The sequence below is a fragment of the Paractinoplanes tereljensis genome (assembly GCF_016862435.1).
GTDB classification, from domain to species: domain Bacteria; phylum Actinomycetota; class Actinomycetes; order Mycobacteriales; family Micromonosporaceae; genus Actinoplanes; species Actinoplanes tereljensis.
In genome coordinates this window covers 1-14,266 of the sequence record NZ_BOMY01000063.1, presented here as the reverse complement: position 1 = coordinate 14,266, position 14,266 = coordinate 1, and the positions used below count along the sequence as shown (strand labels likewise).

The following is a 14,266-nucleotide window of genomic DNA, read 5'->3' as shown; positions in this document are numbered from 1 at the left end:
TAAGGTATTGGCATGGCATCGTCTCCGCGCTCCGCGCCGATGGCCCAGCTGGGCGTGCTGCTCGCCAACCGCGGCACGCTGGCCGGCGCCCGGGTGCGCGACGCCCTGGCCGGCTCCGGGCTGACCATGCGGTCCGCGTTCACGCTGACGCAGCTGGCCGACGGCCCGGTGAACCAGCAGGCCCTGATCGACCTCCTGGGCGTCGACCCGAGCGCCCTGGTAGCCGTGCTCAACGAACTGGAAGGTCTCGGCCTGGTGTCCCGCCAGCGCGACCCCGCCGACCGCCGCCGCCACATCGTCGCGCTCACCCCCGACGGCACCCGAGCACTGCACGCCGTCGACTCAGTCCTGAACAAGACCGACGACGACCTGTTCGCCACCCTCTCCCCCACCGAACGCGCCCACCTGGAACGCCTTCTGGCCAAGGTCACCGACCCCGGCGCCTGCGGCTGAGACGACCGCAGGCTGCTCTGCAGCACCGAGGGTGACGATTCAGCGGCGCTGTCGCACGCCGCCAGGAAATGCGGAGTCCGCCCGCCAGCGGGAGAGTCGTCGCTCGCCCTGGTGCAGCGCGGTGTTGACCACGGCCGCGCCTGCGCAGACGGCCAGGATCACCGCGTCCAGTTCGGGGCCGCGCAGGTTGGCTATCAGGGCGGCGATGATGTGGCCTACGCCGTCGACCGAGACCATCAGTTCGGCCAGCAGGACGCCCAGCAGGGACAGGGCTGCGCCGATGCGCAGGGCGCCCACCACATCCGGGACCGTGGCGGGCAGGACCACCTTGGTCAGAACTCGGGTTCGGCCGGCGCCCATCGCCCTGGTTGCGGTGATCAGGGTTTCGTCTACTCGGGACGCGGCGGCCATCGTGCCCAGCACGACCGGGACCGCGCCGTGGATGGCGCCGAAGGCCACCTCGGAGCGGAAACCCAGGCCGAACCAGAGCACGAACAGTGGGTAGAACGGGACCAGCGGCAGCGTGTAGAGGACCGTGAAGATGTCGCGGGCGGGCGGCACCAGCCGGCCGGTGCGGCCCAGGGCCAGCCCCAGCACCACGCCGACCAGGGCGGTTATCGCGAACGCGCCGAGGAAGCGGGTCGTGGTCACCCACAGGCCGGCGAGGGTGTCGCGATCCAGCACATAGGCGACGCCGGTGGTGAGCACGCGGGACGGCGGCGCCAGGTAGTCGTCGGAGCGGATCAGCGTCCGGCACACCAGCTCCCACGCCGCCGCCAGCACCGCGATGCTCAACCAGCGCAATCTCACTGGGCGGCGAACGTCGGGTCGTAGTAGTCGGCCTCGGCCGGGACCTGCTTGGCCAGGCCCAGACCGGGGAGGCTTTCGGCGTACGCGCGGAGGCCGTTGACGTTGATTTTGCCGTTGGCGGTGAAGTCCTTGGCGAGCTCGTCGAAGGTCTGGACGGCGACCGGCTCCTTCATGGCCAGTTTGGCTACCGAGAGTTGCACAGTGCTGTCCTTGTTGGCCTGCAGGTAGGTGATCGCCTCGGCGTAGGCCTTGGTCAGGTCGGTCACCGTGGCCTGGTTGGCGGCCAGGTATTTGCCGGTGGCGGCCAGGGTGCCGAACTGGCTGTCGGGGGTCAGGTCGGCGATCCGGATCGCGGTCACCGGTGTGCCGGCGGCCTGCAGGGCGTACGCGAACTCGACCGGCAGGATGATCGCGTCGACGTCGCCCTTGTTCAGCGCGGCGGTGTTGGCCGACGGGGCACCCAGCGGCACGGCCTTGATGTCCTTGGCGCCGGTCTTCTGGGCGATCAGCTTGACCGTGAAATCGGTAAGTGAACCGAATTTCGAAATTCCCACCTTCTTGCCGCCCAGGTCGGCGATGGCGCGGATCGGCGAGCGGTCCTTGACGATCACGGCCATCGGGGTGGTGGCCGCCGTACCGTAGAAGGCCTTGAGATCTACGCCGTTGGCCGACGCGGCCACCACGTCGAGGCCGGTGGCCTCGCCGACGTCGACGCTGCCGCCGGCGATGGCCTTGACCAGGTCGGAGCCGGCCGAGAAGTCGATGATCTGCACGGTCAGGCCGTGTTTGGCGAAGATGCCCTGGGCCTCGGCGGTCCGGGCCGGCAGGGCGTGCGTGAAGTCCTGGCCCTGCACGATGCCCAGGCGCAGGGTGGGTGGTTCGGCGCCCGGGTCGGCGGTGCTGTTCGAGGTGTTGCAGGCGGTCAGCAGCAGGAGGGCGGCCAGGGCCGGTCCGATCGTTCGTTTCATCGGCGGAGCGTCCTTTCCAGCGTCGTTGCGAGGAAGGTGAAAACCGTGTTGACCGCGATCGTCAGCACGACGGCCAGGACGACCCAGGCGAACAGGTCGGCGCTCTGGTAGCCCTGGCTGCTCGCGGCCAGCTGGTAGCCGACGCCGTCGTCGCCGGCGATGAACTCGCCGGCGATCACGGTGACCAGCGCCAGTCCGAATCCGATCCGCAGGCCGGCCACGATGCCGGGTAGCGCGGACGGCACCACCACCGCGCGAATCACCCGGCCATGGGTCGCGCCCATCGACCGCATCGCGGTGACCAGCACGGGGTCGGTCTGCCCGACGGCCCGGATGGTGGCGATGGCGATCGGGAAAAACGCATAAAGGCCGCCGAGGGCGACCTTCGACGAAGTGCCCAGGCCGAGGGTGGCGGCCAAAACCGGATAAAGAACAACGAGGGGTACGGCGGTGAGCGTGGCCAGAAGCGGTTCGTACGCGTGGGACAGCGTCGCGTTCCGGCCGACCAGAACACCGACGGGTACGGCCAGGACGGTGGCGGCGGCGAACCCGGCCGTGGCGCGGACCGTGGTGACGGCCATCGCGGCGGCCCAGGTCGCGGGATCCTGCTGGCGCAGCGCGGCGACGACGTCGCCGAGTGGGGGCAGGATCAGCGGGTTCGTCACGCCGGTCGCGGTCAGCAGCCACCACGCCAGCAGCGTCACGAGGGTGACGGTGGCGTAGGCGGCCGCTTTCATGCCGGCTCCGCCGCGAACAGCAGGTCGGTCAGGTGGGCGTGCAGCCGGTGGAATTCCGCCGAGCCGACCTCGGGGCGAGGCGAAGGCACGGTGATGACCTCCTTGACCGTGGCCGGGCGGGGGCTCAGCACGACGATCCGGTCGGAGAGGTACGCGGCCTCCTGCAGGCTGTGCGTCACGAAGACGACGGTCTTGCCCTCCTCCTCGAGCAGCCGCCGCAGCTCGCCGCCCAGCCGCAGCCGGGTCTGCTCGTCCAGGGCGGCGAACGGCTCGTCGAGCAGCAGGATGCCGGCGTCGCAGGCCAGGGCGCGGGCGATCGCGACCCGCTGCCGCATGCCGCCGGACAGCTGGGCCGGGTGCTGGTCGGCCGCGTCGGTCAGGCCGACCCTGGCCAGGAGTTGCTCGGCACGTTCGCGGCGCTGCTTGCGGGGGACGCCGCGCAGTTCGAGCGGGACCTCGACGTTGCGCCGCGCCGTACGCCACGGGAACAGGGCCAGGTCCTGAAAGACGTACGCCATCCTGGTCGGCTGCGGACCACGGACCCGGTCGCCGTCGATGGTGATCTCGCCGCCCGAAGGCGGCTGCAGGCCGCCGAGGGCGCGCAGCACGCTGCTCTTGCCGCAGCCGGACGGGCCGATCAGGCTGACGAACTCGCCCGGCCGCACGTCGAAGGTGATCTTCCGGGCCGCGATCAGGTCGCCGTAGCGCAGGTCGAGATCGGAGACGGCGATCCGCACTGGCTTTCACCTCGCAAGAGTCGCTTTCAAAACTACGACACCGATCTACAGTTGTAAATGTGTGCGTTTGCGGTCCCGAACTGACCGCAATGCATGCCAGGGTGGCCGTATGAGCCGAGAGATTCAGGTCACCTTCGACGCCCACGACCCGGCCGCGCTGTCCACGTTCTGGCGCGACGCACTCGGATACGTCCATCCCGCGCCGCCCGGCGTGACGCTGCCGCCCGGCGCCGATCCGCTCGCCGCGTGGGACGACTTCCTCGACAAGGTCGGCACGCCCAAGGAGGAGCGCAACAACCAGTCCGCCGTCGAGGACCCGGACGGCACGGGGCCGCGGCTGTTCTTCCAGAAGGTGCCCGAGGACAAGGTCGCCAAGAACCGGCTGCACCTCGACGTGCGCGCCGCCCCCGGCCTGCGCGGCGACGAGCGGATGGCCGCCCTGGAAGCCGAATGCGAGCGGCTGGTCGAGCTCGGCGCGAAACGGCTGCGCCGGGACGAGCCCGCTCCCCCGCTCAGCTCCGGCTTCATCGTGATGGCCGACCCCGAGGGCAACGAATTCTGCCTGGACTGACGTTTACCGCCGGCTTTTTACGGGTACGGGGCGCGCCATGTCTTTGGAGTACCGCATCGAGCGCCAGGGTGACACGACGACGGTCGTACCCTCCGGCGACGTCAGTCTGGAAACGGTGGACGTGCTCCGGGAGGTGCTGCGCAACGCGGTGGCGACCCACGACGGCGGAAAGATCGACGTCGACATGGGCGCCGTGACCTTCCTCGACTCCTCCGGGATCGGGGTCCTGGTCGCGGCCCAGCGGGCCGCCGCCGCGCGCGGCATCGACCTCATGCTGCGCGACCCCGGCCCGATCGTCCGGATGGTCCTCGAGGTCTCACACCTCGACACGGTCCTGGTTCGCTGACACCGCACGTCGCCATCCGTTAGGCAACCGTTCAACCGGCGGCCCGTGACTGCGACACCCATCAATCCCTACGTTTTGTAGGAGCTGAGATGGGAGTCGCATGGACCGACACGTCGCGATCCGGGCGCGCGGGGTCACGAAGTGCTTCCGCGAGGTCGTCGCGCTCGACGGTGTCGATCTGGTGGTCGGGCACGGGCAGATCCACGGCCTGGTCGGGCCGAACGGCGCCGGCAAGACCACCCTGCTCGGTCTCCTGCTGGGCCTGGCCGCGGCCGACAGCGGCAGCATCGAGATCCTCGGTACGCCACTGCGGCAGGCACTGGACACACCCGACGGTGTCGCCGGCTTCGTGGACGGTCCCGGCCTCTACCCTTCGCTGACCGCCCGGCAGAACCTCGCCGCGCTGGCCCGGCTGCGCGGTCTCGGCCCGGCCGGCATCGACGACGTTCTCGACGAGGTCGGGCTCGCCGACGTCGCCGACGACCGGGCGCACGGCTTCTCGCTCGGCATGCGCCAGCGGCTCGGCCTGGCCGCGGCCCTGCTGACCCGCCCCCGGCTGCTGGTGCTCGACGAGCCGTCCAACGGCCTAGACCCGGCCGGCAAGCGCGACGTCCACCGGATCCTGACCCGGCTCGCCGCCGACGGGGTAAGTGTCGTGCTCTCCAGCCACCGGATGGACGACGTCGAGACACTGTGCTCCGAGGTCACCATCCTCGCCGCCGGCCGTGTGGTGTTCTCCGGGCCGCTGGGCAAGCTGGCCGCCGAGAACGACGAACTCGACTACCGGGTGATCACCTCCGACCCGCCGGCCGCCGGCCGGGTGGCCCGGGCGACGGCCGGGATCGTCGTGCTGAACAAGGGTGACGTGCTCGTGGTCCGCGGGCCGGTGGCCGCCCTCGACGACCTGGTCGTCCGGCTGGTCGGGGACGGCATCTCGATCCGCGAGTTCGCGCCGGTCGTCTCGCCGCTGGAGGCCGCGTTCCTGGCCCTGACCGACGGCGAGGCCGGCCGATGACCGCCACCCTGGCCGCCCCGGCGGTGGTGGCCGCCCAGCGCGTCCCGGTCGTCCGGGCCTACCGCTTCGAGCTGGTCAAGCTGCTCTCCCAGTGGCGGATCCGAGTCCTCGTGCTGGCCTGCTGGGTCGCGCCGGCCCTGTTCGTCGCCGCGGTGAGCCGGCAGAGCACGCTGCCGGTCGACACCCTCTTCGGCCGGTCGATGCTGGCCACCGGATGGGCCGGCCCGCTGGTGACGCTCGGCTTCGCCGGCACCTGGGCGCTCCCGCTGCTGACCTCGGTCGTGGCCGGCGACGTGTTCGCCGCCGAGGATCGCCTCGGCACCTGGCGGCACCTGCTGGTCGCGGTCCGATCGCCCCGGCGGATCTTCGCGGCCAAGGCCCTGGCCAGCCTGACCGTCATCCTGTCGCTGGTGGCCGGGCTCGCGGTGTCCAGCACCGCCGGCGGCCTGCTGGCCGTCGGCGACCGGCCGCTCATCGGCCTCGACGGCCATCTGCTCGGGTCGGCCGACGTCGCCGGGAAGGTCCTGCTCGCCTGGCTCGGCGTGCTCGCACCGACGCTGGCCCTGGCCGCGATCGGCCTGCTCGGTTCGGTCGTGCTGGGCCGGTCCCCGATGGGGCTGCTGCTGCCGGCGGTGGTCGCGCTCGCGCTCCAGCTCGCCCAGATGCTGCCGCTGCCGGTCACGGTGCGGATGGCCCTGCCGGGCTACGCCTTCATCTCCTGGTACGGGCTGTTCACCCGCCCGTACCAACTCGCCCCGCTGCTGATCGGCGTCGTCGTCAGTCTGCTGTGGGCGGTGCTGGCCACCGCCCTGGCCTACCTGAACTTCGTCCGCCGGGACTTCACCAACCTCGCGTACGAGGGCGCGGCCCGCCGAGCGGTCACCACCGGCCTGCTGCCCCTGGCCGGGCTGCTGGCGGTGACGGTCGTGGTGCTCGCCACCACGACCGGAGCCACCGCCTCCGGAATCGATCAGGACAAGGTGCAGCGGTCGGCGGCCGTCGCGTTCGCCCACCTCTACCGGCTGCAGACCGACCAGCTCAACCGGCCGCCGGTCACCGAACAGCAACTCCAGGCCACGGCGGCGTGCACCAAGGGCGCCGGCCGGCTCGACCCGATCGGACCGGGCAACGACTGGCGGTGCGTCATCTCCTGGCGGCTGCCCGGCATCGAGGCGGCCGGGCAGGCCACCTACCAACTCGACATCACCCCGGACGGGCGCTACATGGCCGACGGTGACGGACCGAAGGAAGTCAACGGCTACTTCCTGGTCCACACCGCGGCCGGCGACGCCCCCAATCCGCTGTGGCAGTTCGACGGCAACGTCGACCTGCTTCCCGCGAAGGGATAAACCCATGCCGGTAGTACGCGTACGGCGCCAGGTCTCGCATCGGACCCGGCTGTTCACCGTCGCCGCGGGCGTCACCGCCCTGGTCCTGACCGGTGGGAGCGTCGCCTTCGCCACGACCTACCAGTTCGGCACCGACCAGGTCGGCCAGACCACCCGCCGGGGCCTGGTCGTCTCGGCCGACCAGTACGTCGACCCGGTCGGACAGCGCCTGGTCATCAACAACGGCAAGATCATGTCCTCGGTGGTGAGCCCGGACGGCACCCACCTCGCCGCCGCGGTGACCGACGGCGGCATGGCGCTCGCGATCGTCGACCTCAAGACCTGGAAGGTGCAGCAGCTCGTCGGCAACAACGCGGCCGCCGACCTGCGGATCAGCGGCAACGACGTCGGCCAGGAAGGCCCGGCGTACTCGCCGGACGGCAAGCAGCTGTGGCTGGGTCAGGCCGACGGTTACCGCCGGTTCACCGTCCAGCCGGACGGCAGTCTGTCCGCGCCTGCCTTCGTCGCGATTCCGGCCGACGGGCCCCGGCGCGCGCTGGTCGCCGGTGCGGTTTTCTCGCCCGACGGGTCCACCGTGTACTCCGCGGTCAACGGCCAGAACCGGGTGGTCGCGATCGACACCGCCACCGGCACCGTCCGGCAGAGCTGGGCCGTCGGCATCGCCCCGCGCGACCTGGCCGCCGTCGGCACCAAGCTGTACGTCAGCAACGAGGGCGGCCGTCCGGCCCGGCCCGGCGAGACCACCATCAACTCGTACAACACGCCGGTGCCGGCCAGCCCGGTCACCGCGGCGACCACCACCGGCACCCTCAGCGTCATCGACCTGGCCGACACCGCGGCCGCGGTCCGGAGCATCACCGTCGGCCTGCACCCCACCGCGCTGTACGCCAAGGACCGCACGCTGTTCGTCACCAACACGGCGACCAACGACGTGTCCGTCATCGACACCCGGCGCGACGTCGTCGTCCAGACCATCGCCACCCAGCCGTGGCCGGAGGCGTCGGTCGGTTACGAGCCCGACGCGGTGACACTCACCGGCGACGGCCACCTGCTGGTTACGCTCGGCCGGGCCAACGCGATCGCCGTCTACCGGTACCGTTCCGCCCTCGAACCGGTCAGCTACCTCGGCCTGCTGCCCACCGACTACTTCCCGGCCGAGATCGCCACCGTCGGCAACGAGGTGCTGGTCTCGAACACCCGGGGCATCGACGCCCGCCGCCCGACCGCCGCCGGCACCCACGGCACCCACGACACCACGTCGAGCCTGCTGCGGTTCACCCTGCCGAGCGACCGGGTCATCCGGGCCGGGACCGCCCAGGTGTTCAGCCAGAACGGCTGGACCCCCGGCTCGGTCACCCGGGCCACCGGCGTGAACCGCGCCCGCCCGGTGCCGGTCCCGGCCCGGCTCGGCGACCCGTCGACGATCAAGCACGTCTTCCTGATCGTCAAGGAGAACCGGACGTACGACCAGCTCTTCGGTGACCTCGCGGAGGGCGACGGCGACCCGGCCCTGGCCGAGTTCGGCGCCAACGTGACGCCTAACCAGCACGCCCTGGCGCAGCAGTTCGGGCTGTTCGACAACACCTACGACATCGGCACCAACTCGGCCGAAGGACACAACTGGCTGATGCAGGCCGACGACCCCGAGTACACCGAGTCCTCGGCCGGCGAGTACCTGCGCAGTTACGACACCGAGGACGACGCGCTCGGCCACCAGCGGACCGGGTTCATCTGGACCGGCGCGCAGGCGGCCGGCCGGACCGTGCGGGACTTCGGGGAATTCCACCAGTTCCTGACCAAACCGACCGGCGCCAGCTGGCAGAACCTGTACTGCGACACCAGGAACATGGCCGCGACCGGCCAGGACACCGCGTACCCAATGATCTCCTCGTCACCGATCCCGTCGCTCAACAGCGTGTCGGTGGCCGGCTTCCCCAAGTACGACACCAGCGTGCCGGACATCTACCGGTACGAGATCTGGAAGCGGGACTTCGTCGCGAACGGGCCGGCCAACCTGAACATGTTCTGGCTCTCCAGCGACCACACCGGCGGCCCGCCCAACGCCGCCGCCCAGGTCGCCGACAACGACCTGGCCGTCGGCAAGATGGTCGACACCATCTCGCACAGCAAGTACTGGAAGGACTCGGCGATCTTCGTGGTGGAGGACGACTCCCAGGCCGGCCTCGACCACATCGACGGCCACCGGGCGCCGATCCAGATCATCAGCCCGTACGCCCGGCGCGGCGTGGTCGACAACCGCTACTACTCGCAGATCACGATGATCCGCACCATCGAGCAAATCCTCGGGATCCATCCGATGAACCAGAAGGACAGCGCGGCCAGCCCGATGCGAGCCGCGTTCACCGCCCGGCCCGACCTCACGCCGTACCAGGTCCGGCCCAACCGGACGTCGCTGACCCTCGGCCTGGCCACCCCGCCACCCTGCGGCGAGGATGTACCGGCCGCGCAGGACCCGACGGCCGCGGCCGCCCCGGTCGCCACCATCCCGGCCGGTCAGCGGCAGGTCGCGGCGCAGTGGGACGCCTGGAAGGCGCAGCAGCGACTGACCGGCCCGGACGCCCGGCCGGACTTCGCGAACCCCGCCCAGATGAACCACTTCACCTGGTACCAGGCCCACGACTGGAAGCGGCCCTACCCCGGCGAGAACACGATCGTCGCCCCGGCCGACGTGCCGGGCGCCTACCTCCCGTCGCCCGAGACGGACTGAGGATCACACCCGGACCGCCTCCGCGACGGCGGCGACCCGAAAAGCTGTCAGTGCTCGCATGGCTGGTCAGGGTACCGGCCGGTGATCACTACGGGCGGAGCAGGACCTTGGTCCAGCCTGCCTCGCGCTTGTCGAAGCGGTCGTAACCCTCGACCGCCTCGGCCAGCGGCAGCTCGTGCGAGACCAGGAACGACGGCTGGGCCCGGCCGGCGATGATCAGGTCACGCAGGTGCCGGTTGTAGCGCATCACCGGGGCCTGGCCGGTGCCCATGTGCTGGCCCTTGGCGAAGAACGTGCCGTAGTCGAAGCCGATCCGGCCCTGCTTGGCCGCCTCGTCGCGCGCTCCCGGGTCCTCCGGCACATAGACGCCGACCACGCCGATGCCACCGGAGGAACGGACCGACTTGATCAGGTTGTCCAGGACCAGCTCGGGGTGCTCCTCGCCGCTCGGGTCGTGGGCCTGGTAGCCGACCGCCTCGACACCGCAGTCGGCGCCGTGGCCGTCGGTGGCGTCCATCAGCTGCTCGACCGGGTCACCCTTGCTGAAGTCGACCGGCGTCGCCCCGATCTTGCCGGCCAGGTCGAGACGGTCTCGTTCCTTGTCCACGACGTACACCTGGGATGCGCCTTTGATCATGGCGCTGTGCGCGGCCATCAGGCCGACCGGGCCGGCGCCGTAGACGACCACCCGGTCGCCGGGCTGCATCCGGGCCAGCTCGGTGCCGTGCCAGCCGGTCGGGAAGATGTCGGAGAGCATGGTGAAGTCGTTCTCGTGCTCCTGGCCGGCCGGCAGGTCCAGCAGGTTGAAGTCCGCGTACGGCACCCGCAAGAACTCGGCCTGGCCACCGTCGTACGGTCCCATGTTGGCGTAGCCGTAAGCGGCGCCGTCCATGCCTTCGGTCGGGTTGGTCCGCAGGCAGAAGCTGGTCCAGCCGGAGATGCAGTTGCGGCACGTCCCGCAGGCGATGTTGAACGGCACCGAGACCCGGTCGCCGACCTTGACCCGGGTGAGCGCGGCGCCGACCGCCTCCACGATCCCCATGTTCTCGTGCCCGAGGACCTTGCCCTCCTCGACCGAGGTGCGGCCCTCGTACATGTGCAGGTCGGAACCGCATATGTTGGTCGTGGTGATCCGCACGATCGCGTCACTGGGGTGCTGGATGGTGGGATCGGGACGCTCCTCGACAGCAACCTGCCGCGGACCCCGGTATACGACGGCCTTCATGAGATGGCCTCCATTCGTTGTCCGGCTCCGACTACCCGCGATCGCCACGATCATGCGCATTGAGCTGCTGGTTTGCCATCGCCCGGTCCGGGCATGCCTCTTCCCGGAAGTCGTCCTTCAGGGAAGAAGTTGATCTGTCATGGCCACATTGCGGGCGGTTGTGCTGGGCTGTTCACTCAAGCCTTCGCCGGCGCCGTCGAGCTCGGAGCTGCTCGGCCGGGAGGTCCTGACCGCGCTGGCCGACCACGACGTGGACGGCGAGATCATCCGGGTGGTGGACCACGACGTACGGTTCGGCGTCTCGGTCGACGAGGGCAACGGCGACGAATGGCCGGCGATCCGCACCAAGCTGCTCGCCGCGCAGATCCTGGTGATCGCCACGCCGATCTGGATGGGCCAGCCGTCCAGCGTCTGCAAAATGGTCCTGGAGCGCCTCGACGCCGAACTGTCCGAGACCGTTCCGCTCACGTATGGCAAGGTCGCGGCGGTCGCCGTGGTCGGCAACGAGGACGGCGCCCACCATGTGACGGCCGAGGTCTTCCAGGCCCTCAACGACGTCGGCTTCACCATTCCGGCGGCGGCCTCGACCTACCGGGTCGGCGAAGCGATGGGCAAACTCGACTACGACAAGGCCGGTCCAAAGCCAGACACCACGGGTACGGCTACCCGCGCGCTGGCCGCCAACGTCGCCCACACCGCCCGCCTCCTGCAGGACAACCCGTACCCGCCGGCCTGACCGCCGACGGGTCAGGGCCGTCAGATCTGCTGGGTCTCGGTCGTCTCGGGGTGCCGCTCGACGGTGGCCTCCTTGACGAACTTTCCGCTGCTCGCGCTGCGGTTGACCTCGCGGTCCTCGCTCTTGTCGGTGCCGACGTGCTCGGTGGTTGTGGTGCTCGGCTCACGCTCGACCGTGCTGTCCTTGACGAACTCGCCGGTACGGGCGCTGCGATTGACGTCGTGCTCGTTGTCAGCCATATAGAGGGAATCCCCTGTGTGCAGCGGCCGAAACAAACACACGGTCAGCCGAGGAGCAGGTCTCGCCGGGTGACGCCGGCGAGGCCAGCCAGGCTACCTCCCGGCTCCCGAGACCGACTGACGATCACACGTGGACCGAGTCCTGGGTCGCCGGGCGCCGCCCGGTGACCCACCGCTCGAACAGGATCGTGGTGAGCGGCGGGATCGAGGCGGCCAGGCCGACCAGGATGCGCAGCAGCGACCAGCGTTCGGCCCGGGCTGCCCAGATCGTCGCCACCAGGTAGGCGACGAACAGCGCGCCGTGCACCCGGCCGAACAGCCACACCCCCGCTTCGGTGGTGTGGCTGACGTGCTTGAGGTACATGCCGACCAGCAGCCCGGTCCAGGAGACCGCCTCGGCGACGGCGGCGATCCGGAATGCTGTCAGTGCGCGCATGCGTTTCAGTCCTCCATCATGATCTTGGCTGACCAGAGTACCTGCTCGGGTGTTCGGGTGACGACGCGGTTGCGCAGAGCTGGGATCGTGGTCGGATGTCCTGGGATTTCTTCGTGTCGTACACGCAGGCCGACCGCGCCTGGGCCGAGTGGATCGCCTGGCAGGTCGAGGAGGCCGGGTATCGGGCGCTGGTCCAGGCCTGGGACATCGTCCCGGGCGACAACTGGGTGTCCCGGATGGACGAGGGTGTCTCGTCGGCGTCCCGAACCATCGCGGTGATCTCGCCGGACTATCTGACCTCGATCTACGGCACAGCCGAGTGGCAGGGCGCGTGGAAAGACGATCCGCTCGGGCAGGAGCGGAAGCTGCTTCCGGTCCGGGTGGCGGAGACGCCGCGGCAGGGTCTGCTGGCACAGATCGTCGATGTGGATCTCGTCGGGATGGCCGAGAATGTCGCTCGACGACGGTTGAACGAGGCGCTGCGGGCGGCGATGACCGGGCGGGCGAAGCCTTCGTCCGCCCCGGCCTTCCCGGGGTCGCCGGCGCCGCGGGCGGTGTCGACCGAGCCGCGCTTTCCCGGCGGGCTCCCGGAGATCTGGGAGGTGCCGGCCCGGAACCCGAACTTCACCGGGCGGGACGACGACATCGCCCGGCTGCAGCGGGCTTTGCGGGAACGTGGCCGGGTGGCGGCGGTCGCGGTCGCCGGGATGGGCGGGATCGGCAAGACACAGCTGGCGATCGAGTATCTCTACCGGCACGCCACCGACTACGACCTCGTGTGGTGGATAACCGCCGAGGAGATCCCGCTGGTCGTCACCCGGCTCGCCGAGCTGGCCCGCAGAGTCGGGTCGCCGGTGACGGGGTCGGCGGAGGAGACGGCTTCCGCGGCCTTGGAACATCTGCGGGGTATCGATCGCTGGCTGCTGATCTACGACAACGCCGAGGCGCCGGACCTGTTGCAACCGCTGCTGCCCGCCTCTACCGGCCACGTCCTGATCACCACCCGTCGTGGCGGCTATGACGCGATCGCGGAGACCCTCGACGTCGACACGCTGCCTCGGCCGGAATCGGTCGCATTCTTGCTGCGGCGACTGCCCACCCTCTCCGGCCCAGATGCCGATCGGCTGGCGAGCACGCTCGGGGATCTGCCGCTGGCGCTCGAGCAGGCCGCCGCCTACCTTCGCAAGTCGAAGACCCCGGTCGATGACTACCTGCACTGGCTGGTGGACCGGCCTGATCGGATGCTCGGTGCCGGCACCGTCGCCTGGCGGGCAGAAACGATGGCCACGCTGTGGAAGCTCTCCTGCGAACGGATCGCCGCCGAACACCCGGCCGCGCTGCAGCTGCTGCAGGTGTGTGCGTTCCTCGCCCCGGACGCCATCCCACTGAGTCTGTTCACTACGGATCCCGAACTCCTACCGGAGCCGTTGCGCACCGTCGCGGCCGACCCGATCGACCTGGCCGACACCGTCGCGGTGCTCGTCGACTACTCCCTGGTCCGCCGCGCGGAACACCACCTCGGCCTACATCGCCTGGTCCAGGCCGCCGTGCGTCATCTCAACCTCGGAACCACCGACGACTCATCCTCCGCGGAGGCGCGCAGCACGGCGCTGGCGTTGCTCGAAGCCATCGCGGAAAATCCGCTGAACAGACCAGAGACTTGGGCAGAATGGTCACGGCTTCTGCCTCACGCCTTCGCGATATTCGCGTACGTCCCGGACGTCGTCGGCGGTGACGCCGAGAAACTCGCCGTCCTGCTCACCCATGCTGCTCACTACATGACCGTCCTGGGCCGTCCCGCCGATGCTCGGCCCCTACTCGAACGCACCCTAACCATCGGCGAAACCACCTACGGACCCAACCACCCCGGCGTCGCCATCGACCTGAACAACCTCGGACTGGTCCTGAATGACCTC

General features: G+C 70.1%; 15 protein-coding genes. 8 read left to right on the top strand and 7 right to left on the bottom strand.

Annotated elements, in window-relative coordinates:
- Nucleotides 1-12 precede the first annotated feature (12 nt).
- Entirely contained in the window at nucleotides 13-453 is a 441-nt protein-coding gene (locus Ate02nite_RS46760) for a MarR family winged helix-turn-helix transcriptional regulator (protein ID WP_203814470.1), read from the top strand.
- 39 nt (nucleotides 454-492) lie between these two features.
- Here Ate02nite_RS46760 and Ate02nite_RS46755 read toward each other — a convergent pair whose 3' ends face one another.
- From Ate02nite_RS46755 to Ate02nite_RS46740, 4 genes are read right to left on the bottom strand one after another with little or no spacing between them, the layout of a single operon-like run.
- Nucleotides 493-1,248 (bottom strand): ABC transporter permease, encoded by a 756-nt coding sequence (locus Ate02nite_RS46755; protein ID WP_203814469.1) that lies wholly within the window; start codon nucleotides 1,246-1,248, stop codon nucleotides 493-495.
- A gap of 11 nt (nucleotides 1,249-1,259) precedes the next feature.
- Nucleotides 1,260-2,231, bottom strand: coding sequence for an ABC transporter substrate-binding protein (locus Ate02nite_RS46750; protein WP_203814468.1), 972 nt, complete (start codon nucleotides 2,229-2,231; stop codon nucleotides 1,260-1,262).
- On the bottom strand, nucleotides 2,228-2,968 hold the full coding sequence (locus Ate02nite_RS46745) for an ABC transporter permease (protein WP_203814467.1): 741 nt from the start codon (nucleotides 2,966-2,968) through the stop codon (nucleotides 2,228-2,230). Before Ate02nite_RS46745 ends, Ate02nite_RS46750 begins: the two co-directional genes overlap by 4 nt.
- Nucleotides 2,965-3,705 (bottom strand): ABC transporter ATP-binding protein, encoded by a 741-nt coding sequence (locus Ate02nite_RS46740; protein WP_203814466.1) that lies wholly within the window; start codon nucleotides 3,703-3,705, stop codon nucleotides 2,965-2,967. The genes Ate02nite_RS46745 and Ate02nite_RS46740 overlap by 4 nt, the downstream gene beginning before the upstream one ends.
- 109 nt (nucleotides 3,706-3,814) lie before the next feature.
- On the opposite strand from Ate02nite_RS46740, the gene Ate02nite_RS46735 reads away from it, so the two are divergent.
- The 5 genes from Ate02nite_RS46735 (at nucleotide 3,815) to Ate02nite_RS46715 (ending at nucleotide 9,714) form a co-directional block, all read left to right on the top strand.
- A complete protein-coding gene (locus tag Ate02nite_RS46735; RefSeq protein WP_203814465.1) occupies nucleotides 3,815-4,276 on the top strand; it encodes a VOC family protein in 462 nt (153 codons plus the stop codon).
- A gap of 37 nt (nucleotides 4,277-4,313) precedes the next feature.
- Nucleotides 4,314-4,622 carry an STAS domain-containing protein gene (locus tag Ate02nite_RS46730; protein WP_203814464.1) on the top strand — a complete coding sequence of 103 codons (309 nt, stop codon included), beginning with the start codon at nucleotides 4,314-4,316 and terminating at the stop codon, nucleotides 4,620-4,622.
- 100 nt (nucleotides 4,623-4,722) lie between these two features.
- Complete coding sequence (locus Ate02nite_RS46725) at nucleotides 4,723-5,637, top strand: ABC transporter ATP-binding protein (RefSeq protein WP_203814463.1); 915 nt, start codon at nucleotides 4,723-4,725, stop codon at nucleotides 5,635-5,637.
- A complete protein-coding gene (locus tag Ate02nite_RS46720) occupies nucleotides 5,634-6,986 on the top strand; it encodes an ABC transporter permease (protein ID WP_203814462.1) in 1,353 nt (450 codons plus the stop codon). The genes Ate02nite_RS46725 and Ate02nite_RS46720 overlap by 4 nt, the downstream gene beginning before the upstream one ends.
- Nucleotides 6,987-6,990: 4 nt before the next feature.
- Nucleotides 6,991-9,714, top strand: a complete 2,724-nt coding sequence (locus Ate02nite_RS46715; RefSeq protein ID WP_203814461.1) for a bifunctional YncE/alkaline phosphatase family protein — start codon at nucleotides 6,991-6,993, stop codon at nucleotides 9,712-9,714.
- An 88-nt stretch (nucleotides 9,715-9,802) separates the two neighbouring features.
- On the opposite strand, the gene Ate02nite_RS46710 is transcribed toward Ate02nite_RS46715, so the two are convergent.
- Nucleotides 9,803-10,939 (bottom strand): glutathione-independent formaldehyde dehydrogenase, encoded by a 1,137-nt coding sequence (locus Ate02nite_RS46710; RefSeq protein WP_203814460.1) that lies wholly within the window; start codon nucleotides 10,937-10,939, stop codon nucleotides 9,803-9,805.
- Between the two features lie 139 nt (nucleotides 10,940-11,078).
- Between Ate02nite_RS46710 and Ate02nite_RS46705 the strand changes: the two genes are divergently transcribed.
- Entirely contained in the window at nucleotides 11,079-11,675 is a 597-nt protein-coding gene (locus Ate02nite_RS46705; RefSeq protein WP_203814459.1) for a flavodoxin family protein, read from the top strand.
- 20 nt (nucleotides 11,676-11,695) lie between these two features.
- On the opposite strand, the gene Ate02nite_RS46700 is transcribed toward Ate02nite_RS46705, so the two are convergent.
- Together Ate02nite_RS46700 and Ate02nite_RS46695 are read right to left on the bottom strand one after the other, a co-directional pair.
- A complete protein-coding gene (locus Ate02nite_RS46700; protein WP_203814458.1) occupies nucleotides 11,696-11,914 on the bottom strand; it encodes a hypothetical protein in 219 nt (72 codons plus the stop codon).
- A 124-nt stretch (nucleotides 11,915-12,038) separates the two neighbouring features.
- On the bottom strand, nucleotides 12,039-12,350 hold the full coding sequence (locus Ate02nite_RS46695; RefSeq protein ID WP_203814457.1) for a DUF3817 domain-containing protein: 312 nt from the start codon (nucleotides 12,348-12,350) through the stop codon (nucleotides 12,039-12,041).
- A gap of 95 nt (nucleotides 12,351-12,445) precedes the next feature.
- Here Ate02nite_RS46695 and fxsT point away from each other — a divergent pair.
- On the top strand, nucleotides 12,446-14,266 hold a 1,821-nt coding region (gene fxsT / locus Ate02nite_RS46690; protein ID WP_203814456.1), incomplete at its 3' end, for an FxSxx-COOH system tetratricopeptide repeat protein.

Coding starts and splice junctions, on each gene's coding strand:
- Ate02nite_RS46705 (WP_203814459.1), top strand. CDS start 11,079: ATGGCCACATTGCGGGCGGTTGTGCTGGGCTGTTCACTCAAGCCTTCG.
- Ate02nite_RS46750 (WP_203814468.1), bottom strand. CDS start 2,231: ATGAAACGAACGATCGGACCGGCCCTGGCCGCCCTCCTGCTGCTGACC.
- Ate02nite_RS46700 (WP_203814458.1), bottom strand. CDS start 11,914: ATGGCTGACAACGAGCACGACGTCAATCGCAGCGCCCGTACCGGCGAG.
- Ate02nite_RS46715 (WP_203814461.1), top strand. CDS start 6,991: ATGCCGGTAGTACGCGTACGGCGCCAGGTCTCGCATCGGACCCGGCTG.
- Ate02nite_RS46730 (WP_203814464.1), top strand. CDS start 4,314: ATGTCTTTGGAGTACCGCATCGAGCGCCAGGGTGACACGACGACGGTC.
- Ate02nite_RS46725 (WP_203814463.1), top strand. CDS start 4,723: ATGGACCGACACGTCGCGATCCGGGCGCGCGGGGTCACGAAGTGCTTC.
- Ate02nite_RS46695 (WP_203814457.1), bottom strand. CDS start 12,350: ATGCGCGCACTGACAGCATTCCGGATCGCCGCCGTCGCCGAGGCGGTC.
- Ate02nite_RS46745 (WP_203814467.1), bottom strand. CDS start 2,968: ATGAAAGCGGCCGCCTACGCCACCGTCACCCTCGTGACGCTGCTGGCG.
- Ate02nite_RS46720 (WP_203814462.1), top strand. CDS start 5,634: ATGACCGCCACCCTGGCCGCCCCGGCGGTGGTGGCCGCCCAGCGCGTC.
- Ate02nite_RS46760 (WP_203814470.1), top strand. CDS start 13: ATGGCATCGTCTCCGCGCTCCGCGCCGATGGCCCAGCTGGGCGTGCTG.
- Ate02nite_RS46710 (WP_203814460.1), bottom strand. CDS start 10,939: ATGAAGGCCGTCGTATACCGGGGTCCGCGGCAGGTTGCTGTCGAGGAG.
- Ate02nite_RS46735 (WP_203814465.1), top strand. CDS start 3,815: ATGAGCCGAGAGATTCAGGTCACCTTCGACGCCCACGACCCGGCCGCG.